The sequence below is a fragment of the Kibdelosporangium persicum genome, from assembly GCF_013280595.1.
GTDB lineage: Bacteria > Actinomycetota > Actinomycetes > Mycobacteriales > Pseudonocardiaceae > Kibdelosporangium > Kibdelosporangium persicum.
Genome location: NZ_JAAATY010000037.1, coordinates 1 through 18869 on the forward strand (window position 1 = coordinate 1; position 18869 = coordinate 18869).

Genomic DNA, 18869 nt, shown 5'->3' on the forward strand with positions numbered 1-18869 from the left:
TCTGGTGATCCGTCGTTCGTGGATGTTGTCGGGCGGGTGCGGGAGCGGAGTCTTGGTGCGTTCGCGAATCAGGATGTGCCGTTCGAGCATTTGGTCGAGGTGGTGAATCCGGAGCGGTCGGCTGCGTATCATCCGTTGTTCCAGGTGGGAATGGTGCTGCAGAACGCACCGGCGTCCGACGTCGGACTGCCCGGCCTCGACATCAGCCCCGTGACGGCCGAGACCGGCACGGCCCGGTTCGACCTCTTCTTCTCGTTGACCGAACGGTTTGACGCCGCGGGAAAGCCCGAGGGCCTAGACGCGTTCGTCGAGTACGCGACGGACCTGTTCGACGAGGCGACCATCGAGGCACTGACCGAGAGGTGGACCAGGCTGCTCACCGCCGTGCTGGCCGATCCCACTACACCCGTCGGAGCTGTCGCGCTGATCAGCACCCCGGAACGCGACCTGCTGACGACCGGCTGGAACCACCCGGCAGAGACCATTCCACCGGTCTCCTTGCTCAGCTTGATCGAGCCACACGTACGTAGGAGCCCGGCTGCCGTGGCCATCGCGGCCGATGGTGCTCAGCTGACCTATGCGGAGTTGGATGTGCGGTCGAATCGTCTGGCGTGGTGGTTGCGTGGGCGTGGTGTGGTGGCTGAGTCGGTGGTGGGGCTTCGGTTGTCGCGTTCGGTTGATGTGGTTGTGGCTGTGTTGGGTGTGGTGAAGGCTGGTGGTGCGTTTTTGCCGTTGGATCCGGCGTATCCGGATGAGCGGCTGGCTTTCATGGTCGAGGACGCCCAGCCGGTGCTCGTACTCGACAGGCTGCCGGCCGATCTCGCGCAGTGTCCGGCCGACACACTGGACGTGGTCATCCAGCCGGACCAGGCCGCGTACGTGATCTACACGTCCGGTTCTTCGGGTGTGCCCAAGGGTGTTGTGGTGTCACACCGCGGTTTCGCCGGCCTGGCCGTGTCGCATCGGGACCGTTTGGAAGTGGGGCCTGACAGCCGGGTGCTCCAGTTCGCGTCGCCGAGTTTCGACGCTTCGGTGTGGGAACTGGTGATGGCATTGGCGTCCGGCGCCACACTCGTCGTGGCCGAGAACGAGCAGCTCAGTGGCGAACCGTTGTCCCGGACGCTTTCCACGAATGCGGTCTCCCACATGACGGTGCCACCGTCGGTACTGGCCACGCTGCCGGTCGGCGAACTGCCGGATCTGTCGACCGTTGTGGTTGCTGGTGAAATGTTGCCGGTCGACCTGGCCAAGGTGTGGGCTGAGGGACGCCGGTTGATCAACGCTTACGGTCCGACGGAGACGACGGTCTGCGCCACCATGAGCGGTCCGTTGACCGGAGACACGGCACCCATCGGTTCGCCCATCGCCAATAGTGCGGTGTACGTCCTGGACGACCGGATGGGCCTTGTCCCACCAGGCACACCTGGTGAGCTCTACGTGGCCGGAAACTCACTGGCCCGTGGTTATTTGCGGCGTGCGGGTCTGACGGCGGGCCGGTTCGTGGCGAATCCGTTCGGTTCGGGGGGCTCGCGGTTGTATCGCACGGGTGATCTGGTGCGGTGGAACGCTGACGGGCAGTTGGAGTTCCTTGGCCGGGTGGACGATCAGGTCAAGCTGCGAGGATTCCGGATCGAGCCGGGCGAGGTCGAGTCCGCGCTGCGTGCACACCCACTGGTCGAGCAGGCCTTCGTGATGGTCCGCGAGCACCGGCCCGGCGATCCGCGACTGGTCGGCTACGTGATCCCGGCGGACGACTCGGCGGGTGACACCGCCGAAGCCGTCGAGGACTGGCGCGATACCTACGACTCGGTCTACACACGGGAGGCCGAGCACGCTCTCGGCGAGGACTTCACCGGCTGGAACAGTACCTACACGGGGGACCCGATCCCGCTCGAGGAGATGCGGGAGTGGAGGGCCGCCGCGGTGAACCTGATCCTGGCGCAGCGGCCCCGCAAGGTGCTGGAGATCGGCGTCGGTTCCGGGCTGCTGCTGGCCGAAGTCGCCGCGAAGTGCGAGCAGTACTGGGGAACGGACTTCTCCGCGCCGCTGATCGACCGGCTGTCCACCCAGGTACGTGCAGCAGGACTGGGCGACCGGGTCGTGCTGCGGCACCAAGCCGCCGACGACTTTGACGGGCTCCCGGCCGGTTTCTTCGACACCATCGTGCTGAACTCCGTGGTGCAGTACTTCCCCGACGAGACCTACTTCACGCGAGTCGTGGACCAGGCACTGGAACTGCTCGTCCCGGGTGGCCGGATCGTGATCGGCGACGTGCGCAACGCCGACACGCTGCGTGCCCTGCGCGCGGCCGTCCACGTTCGACGGGCTGGGCAGTCCACGCCGGACCTTCCCGCCGCGGTCGAGCAGGCGGTGATGTTGGAGAAGGAACTGGTCATCCCGCCGGGATTCTTCACGGCCTATCGCGATCGAGCCGCGGTGGACATCAGGTTGAAGCGCGGTGGACACCACAACGAGCTCACCCGTCATCGCTACGAAGTGGTCCTGCACAAACAACCGGACGACCTCGTCGGACTCGCCGATGTGCCCGAGCTGATCTGGGGAGGTGACGTGTCGGCGTTCGCCGACCTGCCGTCCGAGGTGGACAGTCCGGTCCGCGTCTCTGGTCTGCTGAATGCGAGGTTGGCGGGGGAGCGGCGGCGGGTGCCGGACTCCGCGGTCGATCCCGAAGACGTCGTCACGTGGGGTGAATCGCGCGGCTTGACCGTCCTGACAACCTGGAACGCGAAGCAGGCTGACCTGTTCGACGTCGTTCTCATCCCACCGGGCGGCGTTGTGTTCGACGGGGTGTACCGCGACGAGAGCGAGGCGCCGGTCCTCAACAATCCCGCGCGTGCCCGGAGGATCGCGCACGTCACCGGCACGCTGCGGGACTTCCTGGCCGACCGGCTTCCCGAACACCTGATCCCGGCCTCGATCCAGGCGATCGCGGCGTTCCCGTTGACTCCCAGCGGGAAGATCGACCGGAACGCCCTTCCGGCCGCCCGGGTCGCCGGTTCCGGCGGCGGCCGTGCCCCGCGCACCGAGGAGGAGAAGATCCTCCGCGGACTGATGGCCGAGGTGCTCGGCGTGCAGCAGGTCGGCGCCGACGACGACTTCTTCGTCCTGGGCGGCCACTCGCTGCTGGCCACCACGATGATCAGCCGGATCAGGACGGTGCTGGGCAAGGAACTGTCCATCCAGTCGCTGTTCGCCGCACCGACGGCCGCCGGGATGGCCGGCCGTCTCATCGGGCCTGCCCGGCAACGCCCGGCGCTTCGTCCACGCAAGAGGCCGGAGGAGGCCCGATGATCCCGCTGTCGTTCGCCCAACGCAGGCTGTGGTTCCTGTACCGCCTCGAAGGCGCATCGGCCGGTTACAACATGCCGTTGGCGCTGCGGCTGTCCGGCCCGATCGACGAGGACGCGTTGCGCACGGCACTGACGGACGTCGTCGACCGGCACGAGTCACTTCGGACGGTGTTCCCCGAGGTGGATGGTGAGCCGCGCCAACACATCCTGCCGCCGGGCACCCAACCCGACTGGTCACTGATCACGGTGGACGAGGCTGGTCTTCAGCAGGCCACCGAGGCCGCCGCGAGGCACGGATTCGAACTGACCGACGAGATCCCGGTCAGGGCGACGTTGTTCCGGACTGGTGCCGAGGACCACGTCCTGCTCCTGCTGCTGCACCACATCGCGGGGGACGGCTGGTCGCTCGGCCCGCTGTCGGCCGATCTCTTCACGGCCTACCAGGCACGGTGCGCGGGCAAGGCACCCGATTGGGCACCGTTGCCCGTTCAGTACGCCGACTACACGCTGTGGCAACGGGATCTGCTCGGTTCCGAGTCCGATCCGGACAGTCTGTACACCGAGCAGGTCCGTTACTGGACGAGCCAGCTCGCTGGTGTTCCCGCCATCCTGGACATTCCCACGGACCGGCCACGGCCCGCGGTGGCGTCACACCGGGGCGCCACCCTGTCCTTCGAGTTCGGCACCGACCTCCATGGCAGAATCGCCACGCTCGCCCGGGAACGCGGCGCGACGATGTTCATGGTCCTCCAAGCGGGTATGGCGGCCCTGCTCACCCGGCTCGGGGCGGGCACGGACGTCGTCCTCGGCGCACCGGTCGCGGGCCGCACCGACGAGGCCCTGCACGATCTCGTCGGGTTCTTCGTCAACACGCTTGTCATCAGGACGGACACGTCTGGTGATCCGTCTTTCCGTGAGCTGGTCGACCGCGTGCGGGGGACCAGCCTCGACGCCTTCCAGCACCAGGACGTGCCGTTCGAGCACCTCGTGGAGGTGCTGAACCCCGCCAGGTCGATGGCGCACCACCCGCTGTTCCAGATGACGCTGGCGATGCAGAACCTGCCGGCCAGGTCTGCCGAACTGCCCGGTGTGCGCGTCACGGCCGAATCACTGGCCACGGGTACCGCGCGGGTGGACCTCGCGATCAACCTGGCGGAGTCCCCTGGCGGCCTGACCGGGTCGGTCGAGTACGCGACCGATCTGTTCGACGAGACCGGAGTCCGCACCCTGATCGACCGGTGGCGGCGTCTGCTGGCCGCGGTCCTTGCCGACCCAGGCCGGCCGATCTCCGCCCCGGCCTTGCTCGACGAGCGGGAACTGCGTGCGCTGGCAGCGGTGAACAACACCGCGAGGGACTGCCGGAGCACACTGCCGGAGCTGTTCGCCGCCCAGGCCGAACCGGGCGCGGTCGCCTTGGCGCAAGGAGACTCGACCCTCACGTACGACGAGGTGAACCGCCGCGCCAACCAAATCGCTCACTGGTTGCGTGCCCAGGGCGTCGGACCTGACGACGTGGTGGGAATCCAGTTGGCCAGGTCGTTCGAATCGGTGATCGCGACTCTGGCGGTGCTGAAGGCGGGAGCTGCCTACCTCCCGCTCGACCCGGACCAGCCGGCTGAGCGCATCCGATACATGATCGCCGACGCACGCCCGAAGCTTGTGCTGTCCGATGAGGCACACGACTGGACGCGATACCCGGACGTCGATCCGGCCGTCGAAGTCGACCCGTCGTCCGGCGCCTACGTGATCTACACGTCGGGTTCGACCGGTAGCCCGAAGGGCGTGGTGGTGACCAACGCCGGGATCGCCAGCCTCGCCGTGACACAGGCCGAACGGTTCGGTGTGACGCGGGCAAGCCGGATTCTCCAGGCTGTCTCACCGAGCTTCGACGTTTCGTTCGCCGACCTGTGCACCGTGTTCGCGGCAGGCGCGACCTTGGTGCTACCCGGTCGCGAACAACTCGCCGGAGCCGAACTGGCCGCGGTCCTGACAGCGCAGCGGATCACGCACGTCCAGCTGCCTGTGTCCACACTGGACACTGTGCCGGTGGACGCGGTGCCGGAGGCGATGACCGTGGTGATGGGCGGCGAGACCGCGTCCCAGGCCCTGGTCGACCGATGGACGCCCGGCAGGCGGCTGTTCAACGCCTACGGCCCGACCGAAACGACCGTGTGCGCGACGATCGGCGAGCCCGGCGGTGGCTGGCCCGTGCCCATCGGCACTCCGATCGCGAACGCCCGGGCACACGCCCTGGACGCGTGGTTGCGGCCGGCACCACCTGGTGCGAAAAGCGAGCTGTACCTGGCCGGGCCGGGAATCGCCCGGGGCTACCTCGGCAGGCCCGGGCTGACCGCTCAACGGTTCGTCGCGGACCCGTCCGGACCGCCCGGCTCGCGGATGTACCGCACCGGCGACCTGGTCCGCCGTCGTCCCGGTGGCGAACTGGAATTCGCCGGTCGTGCCGACGACCAGGTCAAGATCCGGGGCTTCCGCGTGGAGCCGGGCGAGGTCGAGGCAGTGCTCGCCTCGCTGCCCGGCGTGACACAGGCGGTCGTCGTCGTCCGCGAGGACCGCCCCGGCGATCGCCGTCTGGTCGCCTACGTCACCGGCCCGGTCGACCCGGCCGACCTACGGCGCCTGGCCAAGCAGCGCGTACCCGACCACCTCGTGCCCACCGACGTGGTCGTGCTCGACGAGATTCCCCTGAACACCAACGGAAAACTGGACCGCGCGGCCCTGCCCGTTCCGGTCCGCACGGCGGGTACGGGCCGCGCGCCGGCCACGCCGCAAGAAGAAATCCTCTGCACGCTCTTCGGTGAGGTGCTCGGGGTCACCGGAGTCGGCGCCGACGACGACTTCTTCGCCCTGGGCGGCCATTCGCTGCTGGCGACCAGGCTGACCAGCCGGGTGCGGGCGGTGACCGGGGTGGAACTGCCGATCCGCGCGTTGTTCGAGGGCCCGACAGCGGCCGGGCTGGCCCGTCACCTGCACGCGGGCGGTGCCGGACGTACCCGGCTGGTGGCCTCACCGAGGCCTGAGATGATCCCGTTGTCGTTCGCCCAGCGGAGGCTGTGGTTCCTCACCAAGCTCGAAGGTCCGTCACCGACGTACAACAGCCCGCTCGCGCTCGAACTGTGCGGGTCGTTGGACCGGGACGCGCTGGCCGCCGCGCTCACCGACGTCGTCGGCAGGCACGAGAGCCTCCGGACGGTGTTCCCCGACCGGGACGGCGAGCCGTACCAGAGGATTCTGACCGTCGAAGAAGCCGCGTTCAGCCTCGACGAAGTCACGGTGGCGCGGACGGACCTGGCCGCCGCGGTGCAGGCAGTCCTCGACCACCGGTTCGACCTGATCAACGAGCCTCCGGTGCGGGCGTGGCTGTTCTCCACCGACGAACCGGACTTGCACGTGCTCGTCGTACTGCTGCACCACATCGCGGGAGACGGTTCGTCTCTTGCGCCGCTGATGCGTGACCTCAGCACGGCGTACCGCGCGAGGCGTGCCAACGCCGAACCGGAACTGCAACCGCTGCCAGTGCAGTACGCCGACTACGCACTCTGGCAGCACGATCTTCTCGGCGAGGTCGACGACGCGGACAGTCTGGCGGCCCAGCAACTGGCGTACTGGAAAGCGGCTCTGGACAGCGTGCCCGCGCAGATCGACCTGCCGACCGACCGGCCACGTCCTTCGACCGCGAGCTACCGTGGCGACTCCGTGGCGGTCCCGATCGACGCGGAGCTACACCAGGCACTCCGCGCGTTGGCCGCGGACCAGCACAGCACATTGTTCATGGTGCTGCAGGCGGCGTTCTCGGCACTGCTGACCAGGCTCGGCGCAGGCACCGACATCGCACTGGGCACGCCGATCGCCGGTCGTACCGACGAAGCGGTGCACGACCTGGTCGGGTTCTTCGTCAACACCCTTGTGCTGCGCACCGACACCGCCGGTGACCCTGCCTTCACTGACCTGCTGCGCCGGGTCCGCACCGCTGATCTCGACGCGTACGCCAACCAGGACCTGCCGTTCGAGTACCTCGTCGAGGCCATCAACCCGGCACGCACACTCAGCGGCAACGCCCTGTTCCAGGTGATGTTCGCGCTGCAGAACGTCGAACCACCGGCCATGCGGCTCGACGGACTCGACGTGTCGCTGTACCCGATGCAGGCTCGCACGGCGAAGTTCGACCTGTTCGTGACTGTGATGGACGAGTCCGTCACCGGACAGGACACCGGACACTCAGGCGGGCTGTTGGTGGTCCTCGAGTACGCCACGGATCTGTTCGACGCGGACACCGTCCGGAACATCGGTGAGTGGTACCACCGCTTTCTGCGTCGCGTCGCGGATGCCCCAGAGATCGCGATCGGCTCGGTCAACTTCCTCGCCCCCGAGGAGCGGGCAGAGCTGATCACCGGGCGCAACAGCCGCACCCGCGCAGAAATCGGGCCGTGGCCGCATGAACAGTTCGAACAGCAGGCCGCCCGGACACCCGAGGCGCCCGCGGTGATTTTCGACCAGCGAACGACGACCTATCGCGAACTCAACGAACGCGCGAACCGGTTGGCGCGCTTGCTGCTGGCGCACGGCATCGGGGCCGACGACGTTGTCGCCCTGGCCGTTCCCCGGACACAGGACATGGCTGTGACCATGTTGGCGGTCATGAAGGCAGGTGCGACCTACCTGCCGATGGATCTGAGCCACCCCAGCGATCGGCTGGCGTTCCTGCTCAGCGATGCCGAACCAGCCGCGATCGTGACCACAGAGGACGGGCAGGCCAAGCTGCCGGAAACGTCCGCTGTCCAGATTGTCCTCGGCACGCGGGACACCGAACAGCGGCTGGACGGCCAGAATCCGGCGGACGTGACCGATGCGGACCGCAAGGCGCCGATCGATCCGCGGCACGCGGTGTACATCATCTACACGTCCGGGTCGACCGGCATGCCGAAGGGCGTGCTGATCACGTATGCCGGGTTCACCAACTTCCTGGCCGGCTTCGGTGAGCGGTTCCCGATGGGGCCGGAGGATCGGATCGCCGCCGCGGCCACCATCGCGTTCGACATCGTCGCGGTCGACGTCCACCTCCCGCTGCTGCATGGGGCGAGTGTCGTCGTTGTGCCGACCGAGACGGTGAAGAACCCCGTTGCCCTCTCGGAATTGCTGGCCGAGCATCGGGTCACGGTTTTCCAGGCGACGCCTTCGTTGTACCGCACCATGTTGGCCAACGCCCCGGATGGGCTGCGGGATGTGTGTCTGCTGGTCGGCGGCGAGGCACTGTCGGCCGACCTGGCCGGGCGGATGCGGGATGTGGGCCGGGAAGTGGTCAACCTGTACGGCCCCACCGAAACCACTGTGTGGAGCACTCTCTGCCCGGTCGTCGCCGACGACCGGCCGCCGTCCGTCGGCACGCAGATTCCCGGAGTGCGGATGTACGTGGTGGACGAACGGCTGCGGCCAGTCCCGCCAGGTGTCACCGGTGAGCTGTACATCGGGGGAACCGGCCTGGGACGCGGATACCTCAGACGTCCGGGCATGACCGCCGGCCGGTTCGTGGCCAGTCCCTTCGAGGCGCCGGGCGGCCGGATGTACCGGACGGGCGACCTGGTGCGGTGGCTGCCCGGCGGCGGGCTGGACTTCGTCGGCCGGGTGGACGACCAGGTCAAGGTCCGTGGTTTCCGGATCGAACTGGGCGAGATCGAGGCCGCGTTGTCGCGCCAGCCGGGCGTCCGGGAGGCGACCGCGCTGGTACGGGCCGATGGCGGCGACCGCAAGCTGGTCGGATATGTCGTGCCGGACCAGGAATGGGCCGCTGGCCGAGACGAACAGGAGGAGCACCGCCAAGTCGACTCGTGGCAGCAGCTCTACGACGCCCTCTACCGGGACCAGATCGCCGACGACGCCTTCTGGGAAGGCTTCTCGGTCTGGCGCAGCAGCTATGACGGATCCTTCCTGCCGATCGAGGACATGCTCGCCTGGCGTGCGGCCGCGGTCGAGCGGATCCGGTCACTGCGCCCGCGCCGGATCTTGGAGATCGGTGTCGGGAACGGCCTGCTGCTGTCCCGGCTCGCCGCTGGGTGCGAGAGCTACTGGGGAACGGACTTCTCCTCGTCGGCGATCGCTGACCTGAGTGCCCGGGTGGCGGCCGATCCCACGCTCTCGGAAACGGTCCGGCTGCGCGTGCAGGAGGCGGACGACGACACGGGCCTGCCGCGCGGCTACTTCGACGTGATCGTGATCAACTCCGTGGTGCAGTACTTCCCACACGCCCACTACCTGGGTGAAGTGCTGACGAAGGCACTCGGTCTGCTGGCGCCGGGCGGATCGGTGTACCTGGGCGACGTCAGGAATCTGCGGCTGCTGCGGGCACTCCAGGCCGGAGTGGTGTGTCACGGCGTCACCGAGGGCATTACTGGAGGCGTCAGCGCGGGCGAGGTGCGCGCGACGATCGAGCAGAAGGTCGCCGCCGAGGAGGAACTGCTCGTCGACCCAGGGTTCTTCGGCGCCTTCGCGGACAAGACGGAACGGATCACCGGCGTCGACATCCGGCTCAAGCGCGGCCGGTTCGCCAACGAACTGTCCCGGTACCGCTATGAGGTCGTGCTGACGACAGGGCAGATCACGTCGGTGGCCGATCTGCCGCGGCTGGAGTGGCAGCCGGACTTGGATTTCGCCGTCGTCGTGGCGGCGCATCCGGACGGTGTCGTGGTCACGTGGGTGCCCAACCGGCGTGTGCTCGGCGAGATCGCGGCGCTGCGGGAGTTGCGCGCGGGCGCCGGCATCCGGCGGGTGGTGGAGTCGCTGGCCGCGGGTGATGCCGGTGTTGATCCCGAAGACCTGCACGACCTGGCCGGTGTCCACGGTGTGCGGGCTGTGACGACTTGGTCGGACACTCACGAGGACTCGTTCGACGTCGCTTTCCTGCCGGACGACTCCGTGCCGGTCGCCTTGTACGAGCGGTCGGACGTGCGGCCTGTGGGCACATACGTCAACAGTCCCGCTCGGACACGCAGGCTCAAGGAGTTCAACGACGTCCTGCGTACCAGGCTCCGGTCGTGGCTGCCGGACTACATGGTGCCCGCCGCGTTTGTCGTACTCGACCAGCTTCCGCTGACCACCAACGGAAAGCTCGACCGGAAGGCGTTGCCGCGACCGGACTTCGGGCTGCTGGCCACCGGCCGTGAGCCGACGACGGACACCGAACGGGTGCTGTGCGGGCTGTTCGCCGAGGTGCTCGGCATACCACGAGTCGGTGTCGACGACGACTTCTTCGCGTTGGGCGGGCATTCCCTGCTCGCCACCAGACTGGTGAGCAGGATCCGTGCGGTGACGGGCATCGAGGTGCCGATCCGTCGTGTGTTCGAACGCGGCACCCCGGCGGCGATGGCCGAGCACATCAGCGACACGAAACCAGCGCGCCCGGCGCTCGTGGCAGGCGAACGCCCGGAGACCGTCCCGCTGTCGTTCGCCCAGCGCCGACTGTGGTTCCTGTACCGGCTCGAAGGCCCGTCACCCACGTACACGATGCCCATGGCGCTCCGGCTGGCCGGTGAGGTCGATCGCGACGCGTTGTGTGCGGCGTTGCAGGACGTCGCGGCGAGGCACGAATCACTCCGCACGGTGTTCCCTGAGGTCGACGGCGAAGCCCGGCAGCTTGTCCTGCCGGTCGGCCAGGCCCGTGTCGGCTGGGAGGTCGTTCAGGTCGGCGATGCCGAACTGGACGACAGGCTCGCTGACGCAGTCCGTGTTCCGTTCGACCTGGCCACAGAACCGCCGATGCGGGCGTCGCTGTTCGAATGTGAGTCCGGCGGCGCTGTGTTGTTGGTGCTGCTGCACCACATCGCCGGTGACGGCTGGTCGATGGGACCGATGGCCAACGACATCGTCACCGCGTACTCCGCACGCCGCGAAGGGCACGCCCCGTCGTGGCGTCCTTTACCGGTGCAGTACGCGGACTACACCTTGTGGCAACAAAAGCTGCTCGGTGACGAGGACGATCCGGAGAGCCGGTTCGCCGAGCAGGTTGCCTACTGGACCGATCAGCTGGCCGGGATTCCGGAGCGGCTCGATCTGCCCTCCGACCGGCCGCGCCCGGCGATCGCGTCGTACCGTGGCGACCACCTCGCGTTCACGTTCGACGCCGACCTGCACCGGGGCCTCGCCGAGCTGGCCAGGAGAAGCGGTGCGACGGTCTTCATGACGTTGCAGGCGGCGATGGCGGCGCTGTTGACCAGGCTCGGCGCGGGCACGGACATCCCGCTCGGCAGCGGAATCGCCGGGCGCACCGACGAGGCGCTCGACGACCTGGTCGGCTTCTTCGTCAACACCTTGGTGCTGCGAGCCGACACCAGCGGCGACCCCGGATTCACCGAACTGCTCGGCCGGGTGCGGGAGGTCGCGTTGGCCGCGTACGCCAACCAGGACGTGCCATTCGAATACCTGGTCGAGGTGCTCAACCCACGCCGCTCGATGGCACACCACCCGCTGTTCCAGGTCGCGTTGACGTTGCAGAACGTTCCGGTGGCCCGGTTCGGCCTGCCTGGCCTGGACGTCCGGCCGTATCTGGTCGGTACGGGTACCTCCCGCTACGACCTGTTGTTCTCGCTCACCGAGGGGCACGATGATGCCGGCGCGCCACAAGGCTTCGGCGGCGTCGTCGAGTTCGCGACGGACCTGTTCGACCGGGCGACGATCCAGCGGTTCGTCGATCGTTGGCAACGCCTCCTCCGCGCCGTCGTCGCCGATCCGGATCTGCGAGTCGGTGACATCGACCTGCTGAGCGACGACGAACGACATGCCGAACTCACCATTGGCAGTGGCGCGGCCTTGCCGGATCGGCCCGCGGACGTGCCGGCACTGTTCGCCGCGCAGGCCGTTCGAACGCCGGACGCGATCGCTGTGGCCGGCGATGGCGTCGAGCTGACCTACCGGGAGCTGGATGCCAGGTCGGCCCGGTTGAGCAGCGTGCTGACCGAACACGGTGTCGGACCGGATGACCTGGTTGCCGTTCTGCTGCCGCGTTCAGCGGATCTGCTCGTGGCCTTGCTGGCTGTGCTGCGCAGTGGCGCCGCGTACCTGCCGTTGAACCCCAACGAGCCCGTGGCACGGACCCGGTCCACACTGGAGGATGCGCGTCCGGTGCTGCTGGTGGGCCGTGAGTTGCCGGAAGCGTTGAGGCAGTGCGTTCCCGGAGTGGTCGACGCGGATCAGGCCGGTCCGGGTGACGTGCCCAGTGTGTCCATCCGGGACGATCATGCCGCGTACGTCATCTACACATCCGGCTCTACCGGGAAACCGAAGGGTGTCGTCGTCCAGCACGGCAACGTCGCCGCGCAGATCGCTTGGCTCAGGCGCGCGCACCCAGTCGGTCCGGCGGACGTTGTCCTGTTCCGGACGGCGCCGTCGTTCGACGCCGCGACCTGGGAGATGTGGCACCCGCTGACGTCCGGCGCGGCGGTCTGTGTGGCCGGCGATGACGACGTGCGCGACCCGTACCGCCTCGTCGACCTGATGGTGCGTCACGGCGTCACTGTGGCCCAGTTCGTGCCGTCCTTACTGGCCTTGTTGCCCGAACCGCCTGTGGCACACAGCGTCAAACGGCTGTACTCAGGCGGCGAGCAGTTGAGTCCGGACGTGGTCGCCGCCGCCACGTCGGCATGGGGCTGCCCGGTCGTGAACCTCTACGGCCCAACGGAAACGACCGTTCAGGTCGCTTCCGGCACCGCCGACGAGAACCGGTCCACGGTGCCGTTGGGCAGACCCGTCGACGGTACGACCCTGGTGGTGCTCGACGAGCGCCTGCGGCCGGTTCCCCGTGGCGTGCCGGGCGAGCTGTACGTCCTCGGGGCGCAAGTGGCCCGCGGATACCTTGACCGGCCAGGGCTGACGGCTCGCCGCTTCGTCGCGGGACAGGGCGGTGGCCGGATGTACCGCACTGGTGACTTGGTGCGGTGGAACCCGGCAGGCGAGCTGGAATTCCTCGGCCGGGCGGATGACCAGGTCAAGATCCGGGGTTTCCGCGTGGAGCCGGGCGAGGTCGAGGCAGTCCTACGGACGCACTCCGGTGTCGCCCGAGCTGTTGTGGTGGTACGAGAGGACCAGCCGGGGGACCGGCGGTTGGTCGGATACGTCGTTCCGGAGACGCGGTCGCTGACGGACACGGAAGCCGACCAGCTCGCGGAGTGGCGTGAAGTCCACGACTCGGTCGCATCGACATTCGCCTCGGACGCGTTCGGCGAGGATTTCTCCGGTTGGGACGACTCGTACACCGGTGAGCCGATCCCGTTGGCGCAGATGCGGGAGTGGCGTGCCGCGGCGGTGCGGCGCGTGCGCGAGTACTCCCCACGCCGTGTGCTTGAAGTCGGTGTCGGATCAGGTCTGCTGCTTTCCCAACTGGCCTACGAGTGCGAAGCGTACTGGGGCACGGACATGTCTGAGGAAGTGATCACCGGGCTACGCCGTCATGTCGAAGAACGCGGTCTCGGTGACAAGGTGGTCCTGCGCTGTCAGCCCGCGGACGTGCTGGACGGCCTGCCGTCCGGGTATTTCGACACTGTGGTGCTGAACTCTGTCGTGCAGTACTTCCCCAGCGGGACGTATCTCACGCTGGTCATCGAGCGGCTGATGGACATGCTGGCAGCAGGAGGAAGACTGGTGCTCGGCGACGTTCGCAACGCCGACACCGTGCGGGAGTTGCGAGCCGCCGTCGTGCACAGCCGCACCGGCAAGCCGGCCACGGCGTCCGATGTGGACCGGGCACTGCTGCTCGAGAAGGAACTCGTGGTGGCGCCGGACTTCTTCACCACGTTCACCGCCGCCGCAGTGGACATCCGGTTGAAGGAAGGCGGTTACCACAACGAGCTGACCCGCCACAGGTACGAGGTGGTGCTGCACAAACAGCCCCAGGACGTGCTTTCGGTGGACGACGTCACAGAACTGGTGTGGAACCGGGACATCGTGGACCTGGACGACATTCCGGCCACCCTCCCGGTCCGGGTGGCCCGGATACCCAATGCCAGACTCGCCGACGAGTTCGGTGCCGATCCCGGGGCAGCGGTGGACCCCGCCGCGATCACCCGGCCGGACGCGACGGTGCTGACCACGTGGTCGGCCGACCGTCCCGACTTGTTCGACGCTGTCCTGCTGCCAGTCGGCACCACTGGCGTCATCACCGGGCTGTACCGATCCGGCCACACCACCCGGCCGTTGGTGAACAGTCCGGCGACGGCTCGACGGATTCCGGGCTTGCTGGCCTCAGCCAAGGCCATGCTCGACGAGCGCCTGCCGGCCTACAGCGTGCCCTCCGTGCTGGTGCCCGTGCGGGAGATCCCGCTGACCGCCAACGGAAAGCTCGACCGATCAGCGCTGCCCGCGCCGCCGGTCGCGGCGACCGGTGGCCGGTCCACGGCCGCCCGGACACCCGACCTTGAACTCCTCTGTGGACTGTTCGCTGAGGTGCTCGCCCTGCCCTCGGTGTCGGTCGACGACGACTTCTTCGCACTGGGCGGCCATTCGCTGCTGGCGACGAGGCTGATCAGCCGGGTGCGTACAGTGCTCGGTGCGGAGTTGCCGATTCGGTCGTTGTTCGAAGCACCGACTCCCGCCGGACTGGCTCGCGTGCTGCACGCCACCCAGGTCACCAGGCCACCGCTGGTGCCGCAGGTTCGGCCGGCGGTGCTTCCGCTGTCGTTCGCCCAGCAGCGCTTGTGGTTCCTGCACAAACTGGAAGGGGCGTCCGGCACCTACGCCGTGCCGATCGCGCTGCGCCTGCGTGGCCCGATCGATTCGGAGGCCATCCGTGCTGCCTTGACAGACGTCGTTGCCCGGCACGAGACGTTGCGAACGGTCTTCCCGGACACCGAGCAGGGCCCTCAGCAGCTCGTTCTCGCCCCTGCCGACGTCAAGATCGACTGGAGTCACAGCGAACTGGACGAGGCGACGCTGTCCGAGGCGATGGCCGAGGCCATTGGCCAGGGATTCGACCTGGACCACGAGATCCCGGTCCGGTCCCGGCTTTTCCAGATTGGCGCGGCCGAGCACGTCCTGCTCGTGGTGACCCACCACATCGCGTGTGACGGCTGGTCGATGGGCAGGCTGACCCACGACCTAGCGGTCGCGTATGGCGCTCGCACGGCCGGTGAACCACCGCAGTGGCGTGCACTCCCGGTCCAGTACGCGGACTACACCGTGTGGCAACGGAACCTGCTCGGCGAAGAGTCTGATCCGGACAGTGTCGTCAGTGCACAGCTGCGGTACTGGTCCGAGCGGCTGGCCGGGCTGCCCGAGCGGCTGGATCTGCCCACAGACCGGCCTCGTCCGGCTGTGGCCTCCCATCGTGGTGGAATGGTCGAGGCGTCGTTCGACGCGGACGTGCACGCGGACCTGGCCGAGTTGGCGAGGCGGTCAGGCGCGACGGTCTTCATGGTGATGCAGGCCAGTCTTGCCGCGTTGCTGACCAAACTTGGCGCTGGTCACGACATCCCTGTCGGCGTGCCGGTCGCGGGCCGTACCGACGAGGCCCTCGACGAGCTGGTCGGGTTCTTCGTCAACACACTGGTGTTGCGGACCGACACGAGTGGCGACCCGACGTTCGCCGACCTGCTCAGCCAGGTGCGTGAACACAGTCTCGCCGCCTACGCCAACCAGGACGTGCCGTTCGAGTACCTGGTGGAAGCTCTCAACCCGACGCGATCGATGTCGCATCACCCGTTGTTCCAGGTGATGTTGGCCGTACAGAACACCCCCGTCGCCGACGTCCAGCTGTCTGACGTGGACATCAGCGCGCAGCCGGTCGAGGCGGGCACCGCACGGGTTGACTTGTCCGTGCACCTGTCCGAGTCCACGGACGCCTCGGGCGCGGCCCGGGGGATCGCGGTGTACGTCGAATACGCGAGCGACCTGTTCGATGCCGGGACAGTCCGGCAACTGATCGAGCAGTGGACCCGATTGCTGCGTGCCGTGCTGGCCGATCCGGACGCGCGGTTGAGCACCATGCAGATCCTGAGTCCGGCGGAACGGGACAGCCTGACGGTCACGTCATCGGCCCGCCCCGCAACTTCGGCCAGTCTGCTTGGTCGCTTCGCCGAGCAGGTCCAGCGCAGTCCTCGCGCCACCGCGGTCGACTGCGCGGGCAAGCGAATGACCTACGGCCAGCTCGACAGGGTGACGAACCAGCTCGCACGCTGGCTCGTCACGCAGGGCGCTCGGCCTGAGAGCGTGGTGGCGGTGTCCCTGCCACGTTCGGAAGACCTCGTCGTCGCATTGCTCGCGGTGCTGAAATCGGGTGCGGCGTACCTGCCGCTCGACCCCGGGCAGCCGGAACTGCGGCGGGCGCAGATCGTGGCGGACGTCAGGCCTGTGCTGACGCTCGACGAGAACCTCCTGCGGCGCTTGGACTTGACAGAGCTACCGGCCGGCGTGCCCGAGAGCGACGCGGGACCGGACAATCTGGCGTACGTGATCCACACTTCGGGCTCGACTGGACGGCCCAAGGGTGTGCAGATCACGCGCCACAGCCTGGATGTCTTCCTCGGTGCGATGGACGGAATCGTCCGGCTGTCGCCCGCTGACCGGGTACTCGCCGTCACCACAGTCAGCTTCGACATCGCCGCGCTGGAACTGTTCTTCCCGTTGGTGAACGGAGCGCGGGTGGTCATGGTACCGGGGCAGGCGGCAGGTGATCCCGCCGCTGTGCTGGAGGTGATCAGGCAAGGCGGGGTTACGGTCGCGCAGGCGACACCGACGCTGTGGCGTGAACTGCTCGCGGATTGGGCTGCGGACTTCAGTGACCTCCGTGTGCTGGTCGGGGGAGAGGCGCTGCCCGGCTCAGTCGCCGCGGACCTGGTGGCGAGAGCCGCCTCGGTGACGAACGTCTACGGGCCCACGGAGACGACGGTCTGGGCCACGTCGTGCACCGTCGACGACTCCGTTGCCGAGCCGTCGATCGGCACTGCGCTGGCAGGCATGGGCATCAGGGTGCTCAACGATCGGCTGCAGCCCGTGCCGCCGAAGGTCACCGGCGAGTTGTATCTCGCCGGTCCGCAGGTCGCGCGGGGATACCGAGACCGTCCCGGGCTTACCGCCGGCCGCTTTCCCGCTGATCCTTTTGGGCCGCCCGGCAGCCGGATGTACCGCACAGGCGACGTCGTCCGCAGGACCGCCGACGGCCGGCTGGACTTCGTTGGCAGGGTGGATGAACAGGTCAAACTCCGAGGTTTCCGGATCGAGCCCGCGGAGGTGGAGACCACGCTGGTGAGCCATCCGGCCGTCGGGCAGGCGGTGGTCGTCGTACGCGAGGACCGGCCAGGTGACGCCCGCCTTGTGGCGTACGTCGTGCCGGGTAACGGCGGTGAGGTGCCTGACACGCTACGGATGTGGCTGGCCGAGCGGTTGCCGGACTACCTTGTGCCGTCGGTCGTCGTCGCGGTCGAGCAGATTCCGGTTACGCCGAACGGCAAAACCGACCGGGCCGCACTGCCCGCTCCGCCTACGGCCACGGTCACCGGCAGAGCCCCGGTCACGCCCCACGAGGAAATGCTCGTGTCGTTGTTCGCCGAAGTCCTCGGCCTGCCGGGGGTCGCGGTCGATCAGGGCTTCTTCGAGCTGGGCGGGCATTCGCTGCTTGCCGCCCGGCTCGTGACCCGGATCAAGGCCGTGCTCGGACACGAATTGCCGGTACGAGCGGTGTTCGAGTCGCCGACCGTGGCTGAACTCGCGCAGCGGCTCGGCGTGGGCGACAAGCGCGAAGCGATGGACGCCCTGCTGCCGTTGCGGTCGACGGGCAATCGGCCACCGCTGTTCTGCATGCCCCCGGCGTCTGGCATGAGCTGGCCGTACGCGTCGTTGCTGCCGCACATCGACGCGGACATCCCTGTGTACGGCCTGCAGTCACCCGGTATGACCGGCGATCGGCCGGAATCGGTCGCTGTCCTGGCACGCGAATACGTCGACCGGATCGTCGAGATCCAGCCGCACGGCCCGTACTACCTGCTCGGCTGGTCCTTCGGTGGCCAACTGGCCCAGGCCATGGCTGGTGAGCTGGAGCGCCGAGGCGAGCGGATCGCATTGCTGGCCCTGCTGGACGCCTACCCGCCCGATCCGGGCGAGCGGCCCGAACTCGACCGCGAACTGTCCGATGAGGACATGAATTTGATGTACCAGGGCATGCTCGCGCTGTTCGACATCGAGCACACGGACGGGCCGTTGACGCACGAGACGGTCGTGGACCTGTTGCGGGAGCACAACACCGCACTCGCCGGTCTGACCGAGGACGAGGTGCGGGTTCTGGTCGCGAACACCTTGCACAACAACTACATCGGCGCCTACGCCGAGCACGGGATGGTCACGTGCGACGCCGTGGTGATCACCGCCGCGGACGCGGCGGGCGGACCGGCCGCCGCCGGCCGCTGGAAGTCCTGTGTGGCCGGAGAGCTCCGGGTGTTCCCGGTTTCCGGCGCGCACACCGACCTGATGCGGACGGAGACCCTCGCCGAGATCGGTCCCATCCTGTCCGCCGAGATCGACCGGGCGGCCGGTGCCGCACCGGCCGGGGAGTGAGAGTCCAGTGCAGCT

General features: G+C 68.1%; 2 protein-coding genes. Both read left to right on the plus strand.

Annotated elements, in window-relative coordinates:
• The first annotated feature begins 18 nt into the window (after window positions 1-18).
• The gene (locus GC106_RS40230; RefSeq protein ID WP_312873266.1) at window positions 19-3309 is read left to right on the plus strand and encodes a non-ribosomal peptide synthetase; all 3291 of its coding nucleotides are present in this window, start codon (window positions 19-21) and stop codon (window positions 3307-3309) included.
• Window positions 3306-18854 carry a non-ribosomal peptide synthetase gene (locus GC106_RS40235; RefSeq protein ID WP_173141441.1) on the plus strand — a complete coding sequence of 5183 codons (15549 nt, stop codon included), beginning with the start codon at window positions 3306-3308 and terminating at the stop codon, window positions 18852-18854. The genes GC106_RS40230 and GC106_RS40235 overlap by 4 nt, the downstream gene beginning before the upstream one ends.
• The last annotated feature ends 15 nt before the right edge of the window (window positions 18855-18869 follow it).